We start from the raw sequence: 17,166 nt of genomic DNA, 5'->3' as shown, positions 1-17,166 counted from the left end.
CGTCCGCGAGGCGGGTTCAAGCCGAGCAGCCGCAAGAATCTCGCAAATCGCCGACTTTAATCTACGGCCCCACAAGGGATTAGGAGCCGTAGATGTCCTCTTTCGTGCAGGTAGACCCGGAGATTCTCACCGCCGCGTCGGCGGACTTGGACGCGATCGGGTCCGCGCTCAGGGCGGCCAATACGACGGCGGCGGCCTCGACGACGTCGGTGGTGGCCGCGGCGCAGGACGAGATCTCGGCCGCGATCTCTCAGGTGTTCGGCAGCTATGCCCAGGAGTTTCATTCGCTCAGCGCACAAGCGGCGCTTTTCCACGACCAATTCGTGCAGTCGCTGACCTCGGGCGGCGGGCAGTATGCGGCCGCCGAGGCGGCCAACGCCGACCCGCTGACGGCCCTGGTCGGTGAGTTCCAGAGCCTGGGGTTGCCGCCCGGCCCGGTCAAACTGCTGACGGGACGGCCGCTGATCGGCAACGGGGCCAACGGTGCGCCGGGCACTGGGCAGGCCGGCGGCGACGGCGGATGGCTGATCGGCAACGGCGGCAACGGTGGGTCCGGAGGGGCCGGGCAGGCCGGCGGGGCCGGCGGCTCGGCGGGACTGTGGGGCCACGGTGGTGACGGCGGGGCCGGCGGAAACGGCAAGGCCCTGATCGGCGGCGCCGGCGGGAACGGCGGCGCCGGTGGCGCCAGCGGATGGATCGGCGGTGGTCCCGGCGGTGCCGGCGGAGCCGGCGGGATGGGCGGCTCGAGCCTCTTCGGCGGGACCGGCGGCCACGGCGGAGACGGGGGCGCCGGGGGCGCGAATCGGCAACTGCTTTCACTGTTCGGCGCCGGCGGAGCCGGCGGCACCGGCGGCCTCGGCGGCCAGGGCGCAGCCGGAATTGACAACGCCGTGGCCGGCGGTACCGGCGGGCCGGGTGGCCACGGCGGTGCCGGCGGCCATGGCGGAGCCGGAGGCGCCAATCAGGCGTTGCTGGGCGGGGCCGCGGGCGCGGGCGGCCTCGGCGGCGACGGCGGACACGGCGGACATGGCGGTGGCGGCGGAAGCGGCACCGCGACAGGCGGAACCGGCGGTGTCGGCGGCGACGGCGGGGCCGCCGGCGCCGGCGGGTCCGGGGGCACCGGGGGAGGACTCTTCGGGCAGGCCGGCAGCGGTGGCTCGGGCGGCACCGGCGGAGGCGGCGGTACCGGCGGCACCGGGGGCAACGTCAGCGGAAACGTCTTCGGCAGTGTGGCCGGCCAGGGCGGGCAAGGTGGCCACGGCGGCGCCGGCGGAGCCGGCGGCAATTCCAGCGGCAGCGGGCACAACGGCAACGGCGGCGGCGGTGGCGCCGGCGGCGACGGCGGCTTCGGCGGGAACGGCGTGACCGGAACCGGCACGAACCACTCCACCTACGGCGGCGGCGGGGGCGGCGGCGGCGCGGGTGGCAAGGGCGGCCAGGTCGGTGTCGGCGGCATCGGCGGCGGTAGTGGCACCGGCGGCGCCGGCGGGGACGGCGGTACCGGCGGCGCAGCCTCGACGCAACTCAGTCAACCCGTCGCGCTCGGACTCGGCGGGGACGGCGGCGCGGGTGGCGCCGGTGCCCCCAACGGCGGGGCGGGCGGCACCGGAGGTGGCGGCGGTGCCGGCGGTGGCGCGCTCGGGGTGTCGACCGGGGACATGGGTATCGGCGGCGGCGGCGGAGGCGGCGGTGGGGCCGCGTACGCCGGCGGCGCCGGCGGAGCGGGGGGCGCAGGCGGTAACGCGATCACCACCGCATCGCCGCTCGCTTTCGGAGGTGGCGGCGGAGCCGGCGGCACCGGCCCCGGCGGCGGCGGTGGCGGCGGCGCCTGGGCCTACCCGGCCAACGCCGTCCCTGGCGTCGCCGGCGCGAAGGGTGACTTCGGCGGGACCGGAGGCGCGGGCGGTGGGGTCGGCCAATTCGGCGGTGACGGCGGCGCCACCGGCGTGGCCGGTTCCGGTGCCGAGGCATTGATCATTGGCGGGAATGGCGGCGGCGACGGGCAGTCGGTGTGATATCCGTGTTCATCGGCCGAGCTCCGGCATTTGAAACGGGCGCCCTTCCGGACCGCCGCACGATGACGAATGCGGCCGCTTATACCAGTCGCTTACTACCCGGGCCAGCGTGGCGCCACAAAATGGCGCCACACGCCATTCCGATTGGTGAAATCACTTCCGGACGCCAACTGAAAGCGTAGATTTTCGATTACTTGTGTTTCGTTCGCCCCGTTCACATCCCAGAGGAGCCGCAGATGCCGTCTTTCGTCCTGATCTCTCCCGAGGTCGTTACCGCAGCGTCGTCGGATCTAAGTGGCATTGGATTATCGATTAGGTCCGCCAATGCGGCGGCGGCGGGTTCGACGACATCACTATTGGCGGCGGGACAGGATGAGGTTTCGGCTGCGATTTCCTCGTTGTTCGGCAGCTACGCCCGGGAGTTTCAGGCACTCAGCGCGCAGGCGACGGCTTTTCATGACCAATTCGTTCAGTCGTTGACGTCGGGTGCTGGGCAATATTCGGCCGTCGAGGCGGCCAACGCCGACCCGTTGACGGCGTTGGCCGGCGAACTGCGGAGCCTGACCGCGGGATTGCCGCCCGGGCCGGTCAAGTTGCTGACGGGGCGCCCGCTGATCGGCAATGGCGCCAACGGGGCGCCGGGGACCGGGCAGGCCGGCGGCAACGGCGGCTGGCTGATCGGGGACGGCGGTAACGGTGGATCCGGCGGCGCCGGGCAGGCCGGCGGGGCGGGCGGCGCGGCGGGCCTGTGGGGCCATGGCGGTAACGGCGGCGCCGGTGGAAACGGCGGCGGCGGCGTGGTCGGCGGCGCGGGCGGGAACGGCGGAGCCGGCGGGGTCAATGGGTACCTCGGTGGTGGTCCCGGCGGGGCCGGTGGTGCCGGCGGAAACGGCGGGCCCGGCATCCTCGGGGGCGGAGGGCAAGGTGGCGCCGGCGGGGCCGGCGGGGCCAACAGGCACTTGTTGTCCCTGTTCGGCGGGGCCGGCGGGGCCGGTGGAGCCGGCGGCCTAGGTGGCGGGGGCGGCGTCGGCTTCAACAACCCCACAGCTGGCGGCACCGGCGGGCACGGGGGGCACGGCGGGACCGGCGGCGCCGGCGGGGCCGGCGGGGCGAACCACTCCCTATTGGGCGGGTGGGGCGGAACGGGCGGCCTGGGCGGTGACGGCGGCCAGGGCGGCCAAGGCGGGTCCGGTGGCGACGGCTCGGGTAACGACGGCGGAACCGGGGGTGGCGGCGGGATCGGCGGCGACGCCGGCGCCGGTGGGGCCGGCGGCGCACCCGGGCTGTTCCTCGGCCACGCCGGCAGCGGCGGACATGGTGGTACCGGCGGTCAGGGCGGTCAGGGCGGGACCGGCGGCCTTGCCGACGGCACCCTCGCCCACGCCTACGGCGGGCAGGGCGGCATCGGCGGCCAGGGCGGCGCCGGCGGGGCCGGCGGCAACTCGAGCGGCGGAGCCAACGGCACCGGGGGCGGCGGCGGTCAGGGCGGCACCGGCGGCACCGGAGGTAACGGCCAGACCGACTCCGTCAGCGGCAACGAAATCTTCGCCGGCGGCGGCGGTGGCGGTGGCGCCGGCGGCGCGGGCGGCCACGTCGGCGTCGGCGGCGCGGGAGGCGGCAGCGGCACCGGCGGCACCGGCGGGACCGGTGGTGACGGCGGCGCCGCCTCGACAACGAATGGAACCCTGCAGGCTTTGGGGATCGGCGGCGACGGTGGCACCGGCGGCGACGGCGCGGCCGGCGGCGGGGCGGGCGGCGCCGGCGGCGGCGGTGGTGGAGGCGCCACCGCCCAACTGACCGCGGCCGCGGGCGGCGGCGGCGGAGGAGGCGGGGGCGGCGCTACCGCTGGTGCCAAGGGCGGAGCGGGAGGCGCGGGAAGCTTCGCGTCGAACGCTTCCGTTCCGCTGGCTGCCGGCGCTCTCGGCGGGAACGGCGGTACCCCCACGGGCGGCGGCGGTGGCGGCGGCGGCCTTGTCAACACGAGCAGCACGCCTGGCGTCGTCGGCACTGACGGCGCCGGGGGCGGGGCAGGCGGCGCCGGCGGCCATCCTGGTGCCAACGACGGAGGTCACGGGGGCGCCGTCGGCGCTGGCGGCTCCGGCGGGCTCGGCTTGGGCGCCCTCGGCAATGACGGGGGCACCGGTCAGCCCTGACATGCGACCGCTACCCGACTGACCCCGTCCACTCCAGCAGCTTTTCGCCAGGCCAGGTGTTGACGATGCGTTCCGCGGGCACGCCCACGTCCAGCGCGCGCTGGGCGCCGTAACCCAGGAAGTCGAGCTGACCGGGCGCGTGCGCGTCGGTGTCGATGCTGAACACGCAGCCGATCTCCAGCGCCAGCTTGAGCAGCCGGGTCGGCGGGTCGCGGCGCTCGGGGCGGGAGTTGATCTCGACCGCGGTCCCGTGTTCGCGGCAGGCGGTGAACACCGCCTCGGCGTCGAACTTCGACTCGGGACGGATGCCGCGGTTGCCGGAGACCAGCCGCCCGGTGCAGTGGCCCAGCACGTCGGCGTGCGGATTGGAAACCGCGCGCACCATGCGGCGAGTCATCGCGGCCGAATCCATCGACAGCTTCGAATGGACGCTCGCTACGACGACGTCGAGGCGCTCGAGCAGTTCGGGTTCCTGGTCCAGGCTGCCGTCCTCGAGGATGTCGACCTCGATCCCGGTGAGGATGCGCATCGGCGCGAACTGCTCGCGCAACCCGTCGATGACGTCGAGCTGCTTGCGCAACCGCTCGGGCGACAAGCCGTTCGCGATGGTCAGCCGCGGCGAGTGGTCGGTCAGCGCGCAGTATTCGTGACCCAGCGCCGACGCGGTGGCCATCATCTCCTCGATCGGCGCCGACCCGTCCGACCAGTTCGAATGCAGGTGCAGGTCCCCGCGCAGCGCGGCGCGGAGGTCTCCGCCGCCGAGATCCTCGACCGCCGAGCGCAATTCGACGAGGAGGTCCGGTTCGCGGCCGGACCAGGCCTGATCGATCACCTTCGCGGTCTTGGGCCCGATGCCCGGCAGCGTCTGCCAGCTGTTGGCCTGGCCGTGCCGCTCGCGCGCGGCGTCGTCGAGGCCCTCGATGATGTCGGCGGCGTTGCGATAGGCCATCACGCGCCGGGGGTCGTGGCGGCTCCGGTCCTTGTAATAGGCGATCTGCCGCAGCGCGGCTACCGGGTCCATGGCTCCAGTGTGCCCCGCCCGCTCACGAGAATTGGCCGGCGACGAACCCCGCGAGCAGCACGCCGAAGCCGCCGATCTCGCCGGCGATGAGCAGCACCATCGTCACTTGCAGGCCGCGGCCGGGGTTCTCGAATTGGTTGACGGTGTCGCGGCGCGCGCCGTGGGTGATGTAGCCGAAGATGGCGGCGACGAAAAAGAAGACGGCGACGCCGCCGCGGTCAAGTTGACCCACGCCGGCCAGGCGCTGAGTTCGACGAACACCGCGAGCAGCAGCGTCGCGAACGAATAGAGCAACGCCGCCCGGTGCGCGATGTCGACGTACGGATGGGCGCGATGATCGTCGGCGGTCATGATCTGGCGGTACTTCCAGACGCCGAGAACCAGCGCCAGCAGGAAGATCAGGCCGGCGGCCAGCAGCGTGATCCTGGTGTCGATTCCGAGCGGGCCGGTCATCGTCCCGAGGAGTTTAGTTGCGCTTCATAAAGATCGACTAACGTCGGTTGCATGCGATTCGCGTTCAAAACCTCACCCCAAAACACCACCTGGGCCGACATGCTCGCCGTCTGGCAGGCCGCCGACGATATCGAGGTCTTCGAGTCCGGCTGGACGTTCGACCACTTCTATCCGATTTTCTCCGACAGCAGCGGGCCCTGCCTCGAGGGGTGGACGACGCTGACCGCGCTGGCGCAGGCGACCAAGCGGCTGCGGCTGGGCACCCTCGTCACCGGCATCCACTACCGCCACCCCGCCGTGCTGGCGAACATGGCCGCCGCGCTCGACGTCATCTCCAACGGGCGCCTCGAGCTCGGCATCGGCGCGGGTTGGAACGAGGAGGAGTCGGGCGCCTACGGCATCGAGCTGGGCTCCGTCCGGGAGCGCTTCGACCGGTTCGAGGAAGCCTGCCAGGTGCTGATCAGCCTGCTGAGCGAAGAGACGACCGACTTCGCCGGCAAGTACTACCAACTCAAGGGCGCCCGCAACGAGCCCAAGGGCGTGCAGCGCCCGCACCCGCCGATCTGCATCGGCGGTAGCGGCGAGAAGCGCACGCTGCCGATCACCGCGCGCTACGCCCAGCACTGGAACTTCGTTGGCGGTCCGCCCGAGGTGTTCGCGCAGAAGCGCGACGTGCTGGTCGCCCGTTGTGCGGACATCGGGCGCGACCCGAAGGAGATCACCCTGTCGGCGCACCTGCGCCTGGAGCCGGACCTCAACTACAAAAAGGTCATCGAGGACGCGGCGGCGCTGGGTGCCGAAGGGCTGGACCTCGGCATCGTCTACCTTCCCCCGCCGCACGACCCCGCCGTGCTGGAGCCGTTGGCGGAGGCGATTCGCGATTCCGGACTGCTGGATAAGTGAGAGATAAGTGAGGTCGCTTTGCCGGCCTCATGCCGAGCAAACTAAATTGTGCGCCGCCGGCGCGTGAGCCTGGTGCTCACACCCCGAACAGCATCAGCTCTTCGGCGGTGATCAGACGTTCATGCTTTGCGGGGAACTCGCGGCTCTTTACCGGGTGACGCAACCATGACCAGGCGATTCGCCCCATCCTCGATCGGGGCATTGGGTTGACATGCACAGTGACCACTCCTGCGATCGGTCCGTTCCTGCGGGACACCCCCCGTAACTGCTACCCGATGAGGCCCACAACGAACCATTAGACAACAATCGTCTGGCAAACGTGGGCAGAAACGCCGAATTGAATTCTTCTGTTTCTGGTGTGACTGATGTGACTACGTCAGCGGGGCCGCGGTGGGCTTGATCGGCGCCGGAAGCGCCGTCGAACCCATCAGGAACCGGTCGACCCCCGCCGCCGCAGCCCTGCCCTCAGCAATCGCCCAAACGATCAATGACTGGCCGCGACCCATGTCGCCGGCAACGAAGACGCCGGGGACGGAGGTGTCGAAGTCGGCGCCGCGCGCGACGTTGCCGCGCTCGGTGAGCTTCACGCCGAGATCCGTGAGCAGGCCCTCCTTCTCGGGGCCGACGAATCCCATCGCCAGCAACACCAGGTCGGCCTCGAGCTCGAAGTCGGTGCCCTCGACTTTGACGAACTTGCCGTCCTGCATGGTGACCTCGTGAGCCTTGAGGCCGGTCACGTGCCCGTCCTTGCCCACGAACTCCTCGGTGTTGACCGAGAACACCCGCTCGCCGCCCTCTTCGTGCGCCGATGACACCCGGTACATCAGCGGATAGGTCGGCCACGGGGTCGACTCGGCGCGCGCCTCCGGCGGACGCGGCATGATCTCGAATTGGTGCACCGCGATCGCGCCCTGCCGGTGCACGGTGCCCAGGCAGTCGGCCCCGGTGTCACCGCCGCCGATGATGACGACCTTCTTGCCCTTGGCGGTGATCGGCGGTTCGCCGTCGGGACCCAGGACGTCGTCGCCCTCCTGGACGCGGTTGCCCCAGGGCAGGAACTCCATCGCCTGGTGGATGCCGTCCAGCTCCCGGCCGGGGATGGGCAGGTCGCGCCAGGCGGTGGCGCCGCCGGCCAGCACCACCGCGTCGAAGTCGCCGCGCAACTGTTCGACGGTGATGTCGACCCCGACGTTGACGCCGGCACGGAACTCGGTGCCCTCGGCCCGCATCTGGTCCAGCCGCCGGTCCAGGACGCGCTTTTCCATCTTGAATTCCGGGATGCCGTAGCGCAGCAGCCCGCCGATGCGGTCGTCGCGCTCGAAAACGGTCACGCTGTGGCCGGCGCGGGTCAGTTGCTGGGCGGCGGCCAGGCCCGCGGGGCCGGAACCCACCACGGCGACGGTCTTTCCGGTCAGCTTGTCCGGGGGCAGCGGCACCACGAAGCCTTCGTCGAAGGCGTGGTCGATGATTTCCAGCTCGATCTGCTTGATCGTCACCGGATCCTGGTTGATGCCCAGCACGCACGCCGGCTCGCACGGGGCCGGGCACAGCCGGCCGGTGAAGTCCGGGAAGTTGTTGGTGGCGTGCAGCCGTTCGATCGCGTCGCGCCAACGGCCCTGGCGCACCAGGTCGTTCCATTCGGGGATCAGATTGCCCAACGGACATCCATTGTGGCAGAACGGAATACCGCAATCCATGCAACGGGTTGCCTGATGGCGCAGGGTCTCGTCGTCGAAGTCTTCGTAGACCTCGTTCCAGTCGCGCAGTCGCAGCGGGACAGGCCGGCGCTTCGGCAGTTCCCGATGTGTGTATTTCAGGAAGCCGGTGGGGTCAGCCATGCGCGGCCGCCATGATCGCCTTGTCGACGTCGATGCCGTCGCGCTCCGCCTCGGCGATTGCCTGCAGCACGCGCTTGTAGTCGCGCGGCATCACCTTGGCGAAGTGCCGGTGCTGGCCGGGCCAGTCGGCGAGGATGCGCTGGCCGACAGCGGAATCCGTGGCATCGACGTGCGCCTGGATGGTGCCCCGCAGGTACTCCAGGTCGTCCTCGTCGAGCGCCTCGAGCTCGACCATTTCGGCGTTGAGGTTGTTCGGCAATTCGCCCTCCGGGTCGTATACGTAGGCCACGCCGCCGGACATGCCCGCCGCGAAGTTGCGGCCGGTGCGGCCGAGGATCACGACCTTGCCTCCGGTCATGTATTCGCAGCCGTGGTCGCCGACGCCCTCGACCACCGCGTGGGCGCCGGAGTTGCGTACCGCAAACCGTTCGCCGACGACGCCGCGCAGGTAGGCCTCCCCGCTGGTGGCGCCGAACAGGATCACGTTGCCGCCGATGATGTTGTCCTCGGCGACATAGTCGGCCGGCGCGTTGTCCGACGGCCGCACCACGATCCGGCCGCCCGACAGCCCCTTGCCGACGTAGTCGTTGGCGTCGCCGTACACGCGCAGCGTGATGCCCCTCGGCACGAAGGCGCCGAAGCTGTTGCCGGCCGACCCGTCGAAGGTGATGTCGATAGTTCCGTCCGGCAGGCCCTGGCCCCCATACGCTTTCGTCAGCTCGTGGCCGAGCATGGTGCCCACCGTGCGGTTGACGTTGCTGATCGTGGTGGAGAACCGGACCGGCTTGCCGGAGTCCAGCGCCTCGCGGCTCATCACGATCAGCTGCTGGTCGAGCGCCTTGTCCAGGCCATGATCCTGCCGCGAGCTGCAGTACAGGTCCTGGTTCATGAACGCCGACTCCGGCTCGTGCAGCACCGGCGCCAGGTCCAGCTTGTGGGCCTTCCAGTGCGCCCGCGCCAGCGTCGTGTCCAGCGACCCCACCTGGCCGACGGCCTCGTTGAAGGTGCGGAAGCCCAACTGCGCCATGTACTCCCGCACCTCTTCGGCGATGAACATGAAGAAGTTCTCGACGAACTCGGGCTTGCCGGTGAACCGCTCGCGCAGCACCGGGTTCTGGGTGGCGACGCCGACCGGGCAGGTGTCGAGGTGACACACCCGCATCATGATGCAGCCGGCCACCACCAGCGGGGCGGTGGCGAAGCCGAATTCCTCGGCGCCGAGCAGCGCCCCGATCATCACGTCGCGGCCGGTCTTGAGCTGCCCGTCCACCTGGACCACGATCCGGTCACGTAACCCGTTGAGCAGCAAGGTCTGCTGCGTTTCGGCCAGTCCGAGCTCCCACGGGGCGCCCGCGTGCTTCTGCGACGTCAGCGGCGTCGCGCCGGTGCCGCCGTCGTGCCCCGAGATCAGCACCACGTCGGCGTGCGCCTTGGAAACACCGGCGGCGACGGTGCCCACCCCGTTTTCGGAGACCAGCTTGACGTGCACGCGCGCGGCCGGGTTGGCGTTCTTCAGGTCGTGGATCAGCTGCGCCAGGTCCTCGATGGAGTAGATGTCGTGGTGCGGCGGCGGCGAGATCAACCCGACGCCGGGCGTGGAGTGCCGCACCTCGGCCACCCACGGGTACACCTTGTGGCCCGGAAGCTGGCCGCCCTCACCGGGTTTCGCGCCCTGAGCCATCTTGATCTGGATGTCGCTGCAGTTGGTCAGGTAGTGCGAGGTCACCCCGAAGCGGGCGGAGGCGACCTGCTTGATCGCGCTGCGGCGCCAGTCCCCGTTCGGGTCGCGGTCGAATCGCTTGACGTCCTCGCCGCCCTCGCCGCTGTTGGACCGGCCGCCGAGGCGGTTCATCGCAATCGCCAACGTCTCGTGCGCCTCGGCGGAGATCGAGCCGTAACTCATTGCCCCCGTGGAGAAGCGCTTGACGATCTCGCTGGCGGGCTCGACCTCTTCCAGCGGGACGGGAGGCCGCACGTCGCCGCGGAACTTCAGCAGCCCGCGCAGCGACGCCAGCCGCTCGCTCTGGTCGTCGACGAGGCGGGTGTATTCCTTGAAGATCTTGTATTGCCCCGTGCGGGTGGCGTGCTGCAGCTTGAACACGGTCTCCGGGTTGAACAGGTGGTACTCGCCCTCCCGGCGCCACTGGTATTCCCCGCCGACCTCGAGCTCGCGGTGGGCGCGCTCGTCGGGCCGGTCGAGGAAGGCCAGCTTGTGGCGGGCGGCGACGTCGGCGGCGATGTCCTCCAGGGTGATCCCGCCGGTCGGGCAGGAGAGCCCGGTGAAGTACTCGTCGAGCACGTCCTCGGAAATGCCGACGGCCTGGAACAGCTGCGCGCCGGTGTAGGAGGCCAGCGTCGAAATGCCCATCTTGGACATCACTTTCAGCACGCCCTTGCCAGCCGCCTTGACGTAGTTGTTCAGCGCCTTGTCGCGGTCGATCCCGTCGATGACCCCGCGGTCGAGCATGTCCTCGATCGACTCGAACACCAGATACGGGTTGATCGCCGCCGCGCCGAACCCGACCAGCGCCGCCATGTGGTGCACCTCGCGGGCGTCACCGGTCTCGACCACCAGGCCGACGTGGGTGCGCGTCCGGTCGCGCACCAGGTGGTGGTGCACCGCCGCCACCGCCAGCAACGACGGGATCGGCGCCAGCTGTTCGTCGGAGCCGCGGTCGGACAGGATGATGACCCGCGCGCCGTCGGCGATCGCGGCGGATGCCTGCGCGCGCACCTCCTCGAGCGCGGCGGTCAGCCCGGCGCCGCCCTCGGCGACCGGGTACAGGCAGGGAATCACCTTGGACCGCATGCCGTGTGGGCGGCCGTTGACCTTGTCGTCCGGGTTGAGGTTGACCAGCTTGGCCAGCTCGTGGTTACGCAGGATCGGCTGCTGCAGCACGATCTGGTGACAGGAGAACTCGTCGGGGTTGAGCAGGTCGCGCTCGCCGCCGGTGGTGCCCTGCAGGCTGGTCACCACCTCCTCGCGGATAGCGTCCAGCGGCGGGTTGGTCACCTGCGCGAACAGCTGCTGGAAGTAGTCGTAGAGCATCCGCGGGCGCTGGGACAGCACGGCGACCGGGGTGTCGGTGCCCATCGAGCCGATCGGCTCGGCACCGGAGCGCACCATCGGCGTCACCAACAGGTTGAGTTCCTCGTAGGTGTAGCCAAAGGTCAACTGGCGCTTGACGAGTCGCTCGTGCGGCATCCGGGCGTACTCGCCCTGCGGCAGGTCGTCGAGCGGAACCAGGCCCTTGTCCAGCCACTCCTGGTAGGGATGCTCGGCGGCCAGTTCTGCCTTGATCTCCTCGTCGGCGACGATGCGGCCCTGCGCGGTGTCCACCAGGAACATCCGGCCGGGCTGCAGCCGCATCCGGCGGACCACCCTGGCCGGGTCCAGGTCGAGCACGCCGGCCTCGGAGGCCATCACCACCAGGCCGTCGTCGGTGACCCAGATCCGGGAGGGGCGCAAGCCATTTCGGTCCAGCACGGCTCCGATGATGGTGCCGTCGGTGAACGTTATCGACGCGGGGCCGTCCCACGGCTCCATCAGCGAAGCGTGGTACTGATAGAACGCCCGCCGCGCGGGGTCCATCGACTCGTTGCGTTCCCACGCTTCGGGAATCATCATCAGCACCGCGTGCGCCAGGGTGCGGCCGCCCAGGTGCAGCAGCTCGAGTGCCTCGTCGAAGCGCGCCGTGTCGGACGCGCCCGGGGTGCAGATCGGGAACAACTTCTCCACGTCGTCCCCGAAGAGGTCGGTCTTGATCAGCGCCTCGCGGGCCCGCATCCAGTTCTCGTTGCCGGTGACGGTGTTGATCTCGCCGTTGTGCGCGATGCGACGGAAGGGATGTGCCAGCGGCCAGGACGGGAAGGTATTGGTGGAGAAGCGGGAGTGCACGATGCCCAGCGCGCTCGTCAGCCGATCGTCTTGCAGGTCAAGGTAAAACGCCTTGAGCTGCGGGGTGGTCAGCATGCCCTTGTAGATGAATGTCTGGCCGGAAAGGCTTGGGAAGTAAACGGTTTCGCGACCGGGGCCGTCTTGTCCCGGGCCCTTGGTCCCCAGTTCGTGCTCGGCGCGCTTGCGCACCACGTAGGCCCGCCGCTCCAGCGCCATGCCGGAGTCGCCCGTCATGAACACCTGCCGGAAGGTCGGCATCGCGTCGCGCGACAGCGCGCCCAGCGACGAGTCGTCGGTGGGGACGTTCCGCCAGCCCAGCACCTGCAGGCCCTCGGATTCGGCGATCTTCTCCACCGCCGCGCACGCGGCCGCGGCGTCCTTGGAGGACTGCGGCAGGAACGCGATGCCGGTGGCGTAGCTGCCCGCGGGGGGCAACTCGAACTCCACGACCTCGCGCAGGAACGCATCCGGAACCTGAATCAGGATGCCGGCGCCGTCACCGCTGCGCGGCTCGGCACCCTGGGCACCCCGGTGTTCGAGGTTGAGCAGCGCGGTAATCGCCTTGTCGACGATGTCGCGGCTGCGGCGGCCGTGCATATCGACGACCATGGCTACCCCGCACGCATCGTGCTCGAACGCGGGGTTGTATAACCCGACGCGCTTGGGCGTCATATGCACCTGACCCTTCACCAAACGTTCTTCGCTGCCGTTACGAGCGGCTCCGGTGGGGCCGCAACCCGAGAGGGTTGCGGGTCTCGGACCCGTTGGCCCCTTCGGTCTTGCCGATAGGCTGTGCCCCAGGCGGGATGATCCGTTGTTGGAGATTCGTCCGTGCAGCGCTGAACGGTGGCCTGAAGCTGGTTTCGACAAGTCGTAAAACGATATGACAATACCCGCCTGACATGCCAACTTCGTTAAGTCTAACCGGCAACCGGCGGCGGCGTAAATTCGTCGCGGCGGGCGGTCGACGACGGCGCCGACATGGGAGTTTTGGGCTTCGACTGTCCCGACCCCGGCGTCGATTCTAGCCGACCGGCGGGGGTGATCACCAATTCGGCCAAGTTTGCTGTGATGGCGCCCACGTGCCGCGGGGTCCGCGCCGGTCCTACTCACCCGCGTGCTCAGCGGTCGGCGGACCGAATCGCAGCCGGGCGGTGGCCGATCGCGCGAAAGTTTGCGCACACCGGGTGAAGGTCCGCCGGCGGCCGGTGGCCGATACTGGACGGGTACCGGTCCGGCACTCGAGGAGCCCATGAACGAGCGCGACGAATTCCTGCGGGACCGTCTGCAGCCCGACCAGCCCGGTGCGCCCGCCGCACGCCCACCCGCTCCCCCGCCCCCACCCGGCTCGAGCCCGGCAACAGCCGGTCCGCCGGCGCCGCGACCACAGCCGCCCCGGCCCGCGCCGCCTCCGCCACCCGCGGCGCCGCGCCCACCCGCGGCGCCGCAGCGCCCCGCGGGTCCGCCCCATCCGCCGCCCCGCCCGGCCCCTCCCCCGGTCCCGCCGCCACAGCAGCCCGCACCGACCGCCGCGGCGGAACTACCCGAGCGTGGCTGGCGACGCGTCCTGCGGCTGGCCACCTTCGGCCTGGTCAGGCTGGGCCCGTCGCCCGCGCAGCGCCAGGAGGCTCAGTACGAGGCGGCCATCCGAACCCCCCTGCACGGCAACTACAAGGTCGGCGTGCTGGGCAAGGGCGGGGTGGGCAAGACATCGGTGGCCGCCAGCGTCGGATCGCTTTTCGCCGAGCTGCGCCGCCAAGACCATGTGGTGGCGATCGACGCCGACACCGCGTTCGGCCGGTTGAGCAGCCGAATCGATCCGCGATCGGCCGGCTCCTTTTGGGAACTGACCGCCGACAAGAACCTGCGGTCGTTCGCGGATGTGGTTGGGCGCCTTGGCCGTAACTCCGCCGGCCTGCACGTGCTCGGCGGCGAGCCGGCGTCCGGGCCGCGCCGGGTGCTCGACTCCGCGATCTACCGGGAGGCCGCGCTGCGGTTGGACCACCACTTCACGGTCTCGGTCATCGACTGCGGCTCGACCATGGACGCGCCGGTGACCCAGGAGGTGCTGCGCGACCTGGATGCGCTGATCGTGGTGTCCTCGCCGTGGGCGGACGGGGCATCCGCGGCCGCGCGGACCATGGAATGGCTGTCGGAGAGGGGCCTGACGGGCCTGCTGCGCCGCACCATCGTGGTGCTCAACGACTCCGACGGCCACGCGGACAAACGCACCCGGGAGCTGCTGGCGCGCGAATTCGTCGAACACGGGCAGCCGGTGGTCGAGGTGCCCTTCGATCCCCACCTACGGCCGGGCGGCGTCATCGATGTGGACCGCGAGATGTCCCCGGCGGCCCGGCGCAGGTTTCTCGAGGTCACGGCGACGGTCGCGGGGTATTTCGCCGCCCGGCCACCCCGTGCGGCGCACTAAGGCCGCTGACCGGCACCCAGGCGCGCCCACGGATCGGCGATGGCCTCGATCTTCGTCACCAGGCGACCGCGAATCGTCAGCACGATCGACGCGAAGAGCCGGCGGTCGACGAAGGCCAACACCGCGGGTCCTCCCGCGGGCCCGACGACCAGGGTCACTTCCGGGCCGAGATAGCGCAGCAGGTTGGTGGCCACCGCGTCCGGCCCGTGGTTGATCTGCGGGGGCGGCGCCGGCTCGGCCAGGACCGTGCCCACCCCCCAGACCGTCGGGTCCAGCACCGCGGTCAATGCGGCGATGTCGCCGTTGGCGCACGCGGTGATGAACTTCTCCGTGACGAGCTGGTGCTCGGCTGGGGCCACCTCGTTTAATTTCGGTTGCGCCACAGTGAATTTGCTGCGTGCGCGCCGCGCCAGCTGACGGCAGGTGCCGACGGGACGGCCCACCGTCTCGGCGATGGTGTCGAACGGGACGCCGAACACGTCGTGCAGCACGAACGCGACCCGCTCACCGGGGCTGAGCCGGCGTAAGACCTCCAGCAAGGCGGTACGAACCTCGTCGTCGAGGGTGACCCGGTCGGCCGGGTCCAGGCGCGGCGACGCCGGCTGCGGCTCGACCTCGCCCGGCCGCTCGTAGCGGGCGCGCGCCGAACGCAGCTGGTCGAGGCAGATCCGGCTCGCCACCACGGTCAGCCAGCCGCGGACGTCGTCGATCTCGTTCAAATCGGCACGCGAGAGGCGCAAGAAGGCTTCCTGCGCAACGTCTTCCGCGTCGCCGACGTCGCCGAGCATCTGATACGCGAGATTCACCAGATACGGGCGATTACTGCGCCAGGCCTCGGCGACCTGGTCGCTGGACGACTGCGACTGGCTCATGAACCTTCGACGATTTGGTTCCGCAAAAAGTTACGTGTTTCGACTGTAACTTTCCCACCCCCGGGGCCGTCCTTGGTGCAGCACTGAAACCTCACGGAAGGACCCTCCCCATGACGATCGTCGTAACCGGAGCGACGGGCAACGTCGGGCGCCCGCTCGTTGCCGAACTCCTAGCCGCGGGCGCCCACGTCCGCGCCGTAACCCGCGCACCCGATGCCGCCGGGCTTCCGGCCGGCGTCGAGGCGGTCCGCTCGGCTTCCGACGCGCTCCCGGGCGCCTCGGCCGTCTTCCTCAATTCCCGCGCGCTGGGCCCGGACCTGTCCCGGGTGGTCGCGGAATGTGGGCGCGCGGGAGTCACCAAGCTGGTTGCGCTGTCGGCGATCAACGCCGACGACGACTTCTCGCGGCAGCCGTCGCGTTTTCGCGGTGACCGCAACAAAGAGGTCGAACAGCTCGCCGTCGAATCCGGTCTGGAGTGGGTGAGCCTGCGGCCGTCGGTCTTCGTGACCAATTTCGCCGGCATGTGGGGGGCGCAGATCCGCGCCGGGGATGTGGTGGCCGGACTTTACGCGGCGGCGTCGACGGCACCGATCGTCGAGAGCGACATCTCGGCGGTGGCGGCGCGCGCGTTGCTCACCGATGACCTTGTCGGCCAGCGGATCCCGCTGACCGGTCCGCAGGCGTTCACCAACTCCGAGCTGGCCGCGGCGATCGGCGACGTCCTCGGTCGGTCGCTGCGCTACCAGGAGGCGCCGACGGAAGTGGTGCGGCAGCGGTTCATCGCCATCGGGTTCGGCGCCGACTTCGCCGACGCCTACATCGCCATGCTGGCCGAGACGCTCGACAAGCCCGCGCTGGTCACCCACGACGTGGAGAAGATCCTCGGCCGGCCGGCGACGCCGATCGCGCATTGGGTTTCGGAGCACCGTGACCTGTTCGCCCAAGCGAAAGGAGCCTGACGTGTCCGAACCACGCCCGCCGCGCTACCTCAAGCCCATGAACAAGGTGATGATGGCGGTCCAGCGGTTGGGGATCCCCACCGGGCCCGCCATGGTGCTGACGGTGCCCGGTCGCAAGTCGGGTCAGCGGCGCCGCACGCCGATGACACCCTTCGAATTTCGCGGCGGCCTCTATGTGGTGGCCGGTTACCCCGGTGCCGACTGGGCGGCCAACGCCCGCGCCGCGGGCAGCGGCACGCTGAGCCGGGGCCGACGCTCGCGCGAGGTCAGGATTATCGAACTCGACGCCGACGAGGCGCGTCCGGTGCTGCGGGCGTTCGCCACCGAGGTGCCCGTCGGGGTGGCGTTCGCGAAGCGCTCGGGGATGGTGCGCGACGGAACCGCCGACGAATTCGAGGCACTGGCGGGCCGCGTCGCCGTATTCCGGTTCGAGCCGAACGTCAAACAGCGCGAGAAATCCCGTTGATTTTCTCGCGCTGTGTGTCGGCGAGAGGCCATCGACCCGATCGCCCACCCCGGCAGGCCGTCGCCCAGTCCGTAGACGTCCTGGTCACCCGGCTCCACGCCTGATCCCTTGTCCGGTGGGTCGATTCATCCCTCGTCAGCCCTTCGACACGACTTCGCTG

General features: G+C 70.5%; 11 protein-coding genes and 1 pseudogene. 7 read left to right on the top strand and 5 right to left on the bottom strand.

Features of this window, described 5'->3' with window-relative positions; genetic code table 11:
- Nucleotides 1–92 precede the first annotated feature (92 nt).
- Both AC5Y4S_RS24780 and AC5Y4S_RS24775 read left to right on the top strand, forming a co-directional pair.
- Entirely contained in the window at nucleotides 93–2,015 is a 1,923-nt protein-coding gene (locus tag AC5Y4S_RS24780; RefSeq protein WP_500035238.1) for a PE family protein, read from the top strand.
- 236 nt (nucleotides 2,016–2,251) lie between these two features.
- Nucleotides 2,252–4,168 carry a PE family protein gene (locus AC5Y4S_RS24775; RefSeq protein ID WP_500035237.1) on the top strand — a complete coding sequence of 639 codons (1,917 nt, stop codon included), beginning with the start codon at nucleotides 2,252–2,254 and terminating at the stop codon, nucleotides 4,166–4,168.
- Nucleotides 4,169–4,178: 10 nt separating this feature from the next.
- Here AC5Y4S_RS24775 and AC5Y4S_RS24770 read toward each other — a convergent pair whose 3' ends face one another.
- Together AC5Y4S_RS24770 and AC5Y4S_RS24765 are read right to left on the bottom strand one after the other, a co-directional pair.
- Nucleotides 4,179–5,189 carry a PHP domain-containing protein gene (locus tag AC5Y4S_RS24770; protein ID WP_500035236.1) on the bottom strand — a complete coding sequence of 337 codons (1,011 nt, stop codon included), beginning with the start codon at nucleotides 5,187–5,189 and terminating at the stop codon, nucleotides 4,179–4,181.
- A 22-nt stretch (nucleotides 5,190–5,211) separates the two neighbouring features.
- A pseudogene (locus AC5Y4S_RS24765) lies at nucleotides 5,212–5,579 on the bottom strand (hypothetical protein).
- On the opposite strand from AC5Y4S_RS24765, the gene AC5Y4S_RS24760 reads away from it, so the two are divergent.
- Both AC5Y4S_RS24760 and AC5Y4S_RS24755 read left to right on the top strand, forming a co-directional pair.
- Complete coding sequence (locus tag AC5Y4S_RS24760; protein WP_500035279.1) at nucleotides 5,493–5,672, top strand: hypothetical protein; 180 nt, start codon at nucleotides 5,493–5,495, stop codon at nucleotides 5,670–5,672. The pseudogene AC5Y4S_RS24765 and the gene AC5Y4S_RS24760 sit on opposite strands and share 87 nt — an antisense overlap.
- 21 nt (nucleotides 5,673–5,693) lie before the next feature.
- Nucleotides 5,694–6,545 (top strand): LLM class F420-dependent oxidoreductase, encoded by an 852-nt coding sequence (locus AC5Y4S_RS24755; RefSeq protein WP_500035235.1) that lies wholly within the window; start codon nucleotides 5,694–5,696, stop codon nucleotides 6,543–6,545.
- Between the two features lie 371 nt (nucleotides 6,546–6,916).
- On the opposite strand, the gene AC5Y4S_RS24750 is transcribed toward AC5Y4S_RS24755, so the two are convergent.
- Together AC5Y4S_RS24750 and gltB are read right to left on the bottom strand one after the other, a co-directional pair.
- The gene (locus tag AC5Y4S_RS24750) at nucleotides 6,917–8,383 is read right to left on the bottom strand and encodes a glutamate synthase subunit beta (RefSeq protein WP_500035234.1); all 1,467 of its coding nucleotides are present in this window, start codon (nucleotides 8,381–8,383) and stop codon (nucleotides 6,917–6,919) included.
- Complete coding sequence (gene gltB, locus AC5Y4S_RS24745) at nucleotides 8,376–12,953, bottom strand: glutamate synthase large subunit (protein ID WP_500035233.1); 4,578 nt, start codon at nucleotides 12,951–12,953, stop codon at nucleotides 8,376–8,378. Before gltB ends, AC5Y4S_RS24750 begins: the two co-directional genes overlap by 8 nt.
- A gap of 580 nt (nucleotides 12,954–13,533) precedes the next feature.
- Between gltB and AC5Y4S_RS24740 the strand changes: the two genes are divergently transcribed.
- A complete protein-coding gene (locus AC5Y4S_RS24740) occupies nucleotides 13,534–14,709 on the top strand; it encodes a MinD/ParA family ATP-binding protein (RefSeq protein WP_500035232.1) in 1,176 nt (391 codons plus the stop codon).
- Here AC5Y4S_RS24740 and sigI read toward each other — a convergent pair.
- Complete coding sequence (gene sigI / locus AC5Y4S_RS24735; RefSeq protein WP_500035231.1) at nucleotides 14,706–15,581, bottom strand: RNA polymerase sigma factor SigI; 876 nt, start codon at nucleotides 15,579–15,581, stop codon at nucleotides 14,706–14,708. The genes AC5Y4S_RS24740 and sigI overlap by 4 nt on opposite strands.
- Nucleotides 15,582–15,691: 110 nt before the next feature.
- Here sigI and AC5Y4S_RS24730 point away from each other — a divergent pair, with 110 nt between their 5' ends.
- Together AC5Y4S_RS24730 and AC5Y4S_RS24725 are read left to right on the top strand one after the other, a co-directional pair.
- The gene (locus AC5Y4S_RS24730; RefSeq protein ID WP_500035230.1) at nucleotides 15,692–16,540 is read left to right on the top strand and encodes an NAD(P)H-binding protein; all 849 of its coding nucleotides are present in this window, start codon (nucleotides 15,692–15,694) and stop codon (nucleotides 16,538–16,540) included.
- A gap of 1 nt (nucleotide 16,541) precedes the next feature.
- Nucleotides 16,542–17,006 carry a nitroreductase family deazaflavin-dependent oxidoreductase gene (locus tag AC5Y4S_RS24725; RefSeq protein WP_500035229.1) on the top strand — a complete coding sequence of 155 codons (465 nt, stop codon included), beginning with the start codon at nucleotides 16,542–16,544 and terminating at the stop codon, nucleotides 17,004–17,006.
- Nucleotides 17,007–17,166: the final 160 nt, after the last annotated feature.

The organism is Mycobacterium sp. NGS64 (assembly GCF_059812245.1).
The sequence above is the reverse complement of the archived record's forward strand: the minus strand, read 5'-3'. Positions and strand labels throughout refer to the sequence as shown.

Coding starts and splice junctions, on each gene's coding strand:
- AC5Y4S_RS24780 (WP_500035238.1), top strand. CDS start 93: ATGTCCTCTTTCGTGCAGGTAGACCCGGAGATTCTCACCGCCGCGTCG.
- AC5Y4S_RS24775 (WP_500035237.1), top strand. CDS start 2,252: ATGCCGTCTTTCGTCCTGATCTCTCCCGAGGTCGTTACCGCAGCGTCG.
- AC5Y4S_RS24770 (WP_500035236.1), bottom strand. CDS start 5,189: ATGGACCCGGTAGCCGCGCTGCGGCAGATCGCCTATTACAAGGACCGG.
- AC5Y4S_RS24755 (WP_500035235.1), top strand. CDS start 5,694: ATGCGATTCGCGTTCAAAACCTCACCCCAAAACACCACCTGGGCCGAC.
- AC5Y4S_RS24750 (WP_500035234.1), bottom strand. CDS start 8,383: ATGGCTGACCCCACCGGCTTCCTGAAATACACACATCGGGAACTGCCG.
- gltB (WP_500035233.1), bottom strand. CDS start 12,953: ATGACGCCCAAGCGCGTCGGGTTATACAACCCCGCGTTCGAGCACGAT.
- AC5Y4S_RS24740 (WP_500035232.1), top strand. CDS start 13,534: ATGAACGAGCGCGACGAATTCCTGCGGGACCGTCTGCAGCCCGACCAG.
- sigI (WP_500035231.1), bottom strand. CDS start 15,581: ATGAGCCAGTCGCAGTCGTCCAGCGACCAGGTCGCCGAGGCCTGGCGC.
- AC5Y4S_RS24730 (WP_500035230.1), top strand. CDS start 15,692: ATGACGATCGTCGTAACCGGAGCGACGGGCAACGTCGGGCGCCCGCTC.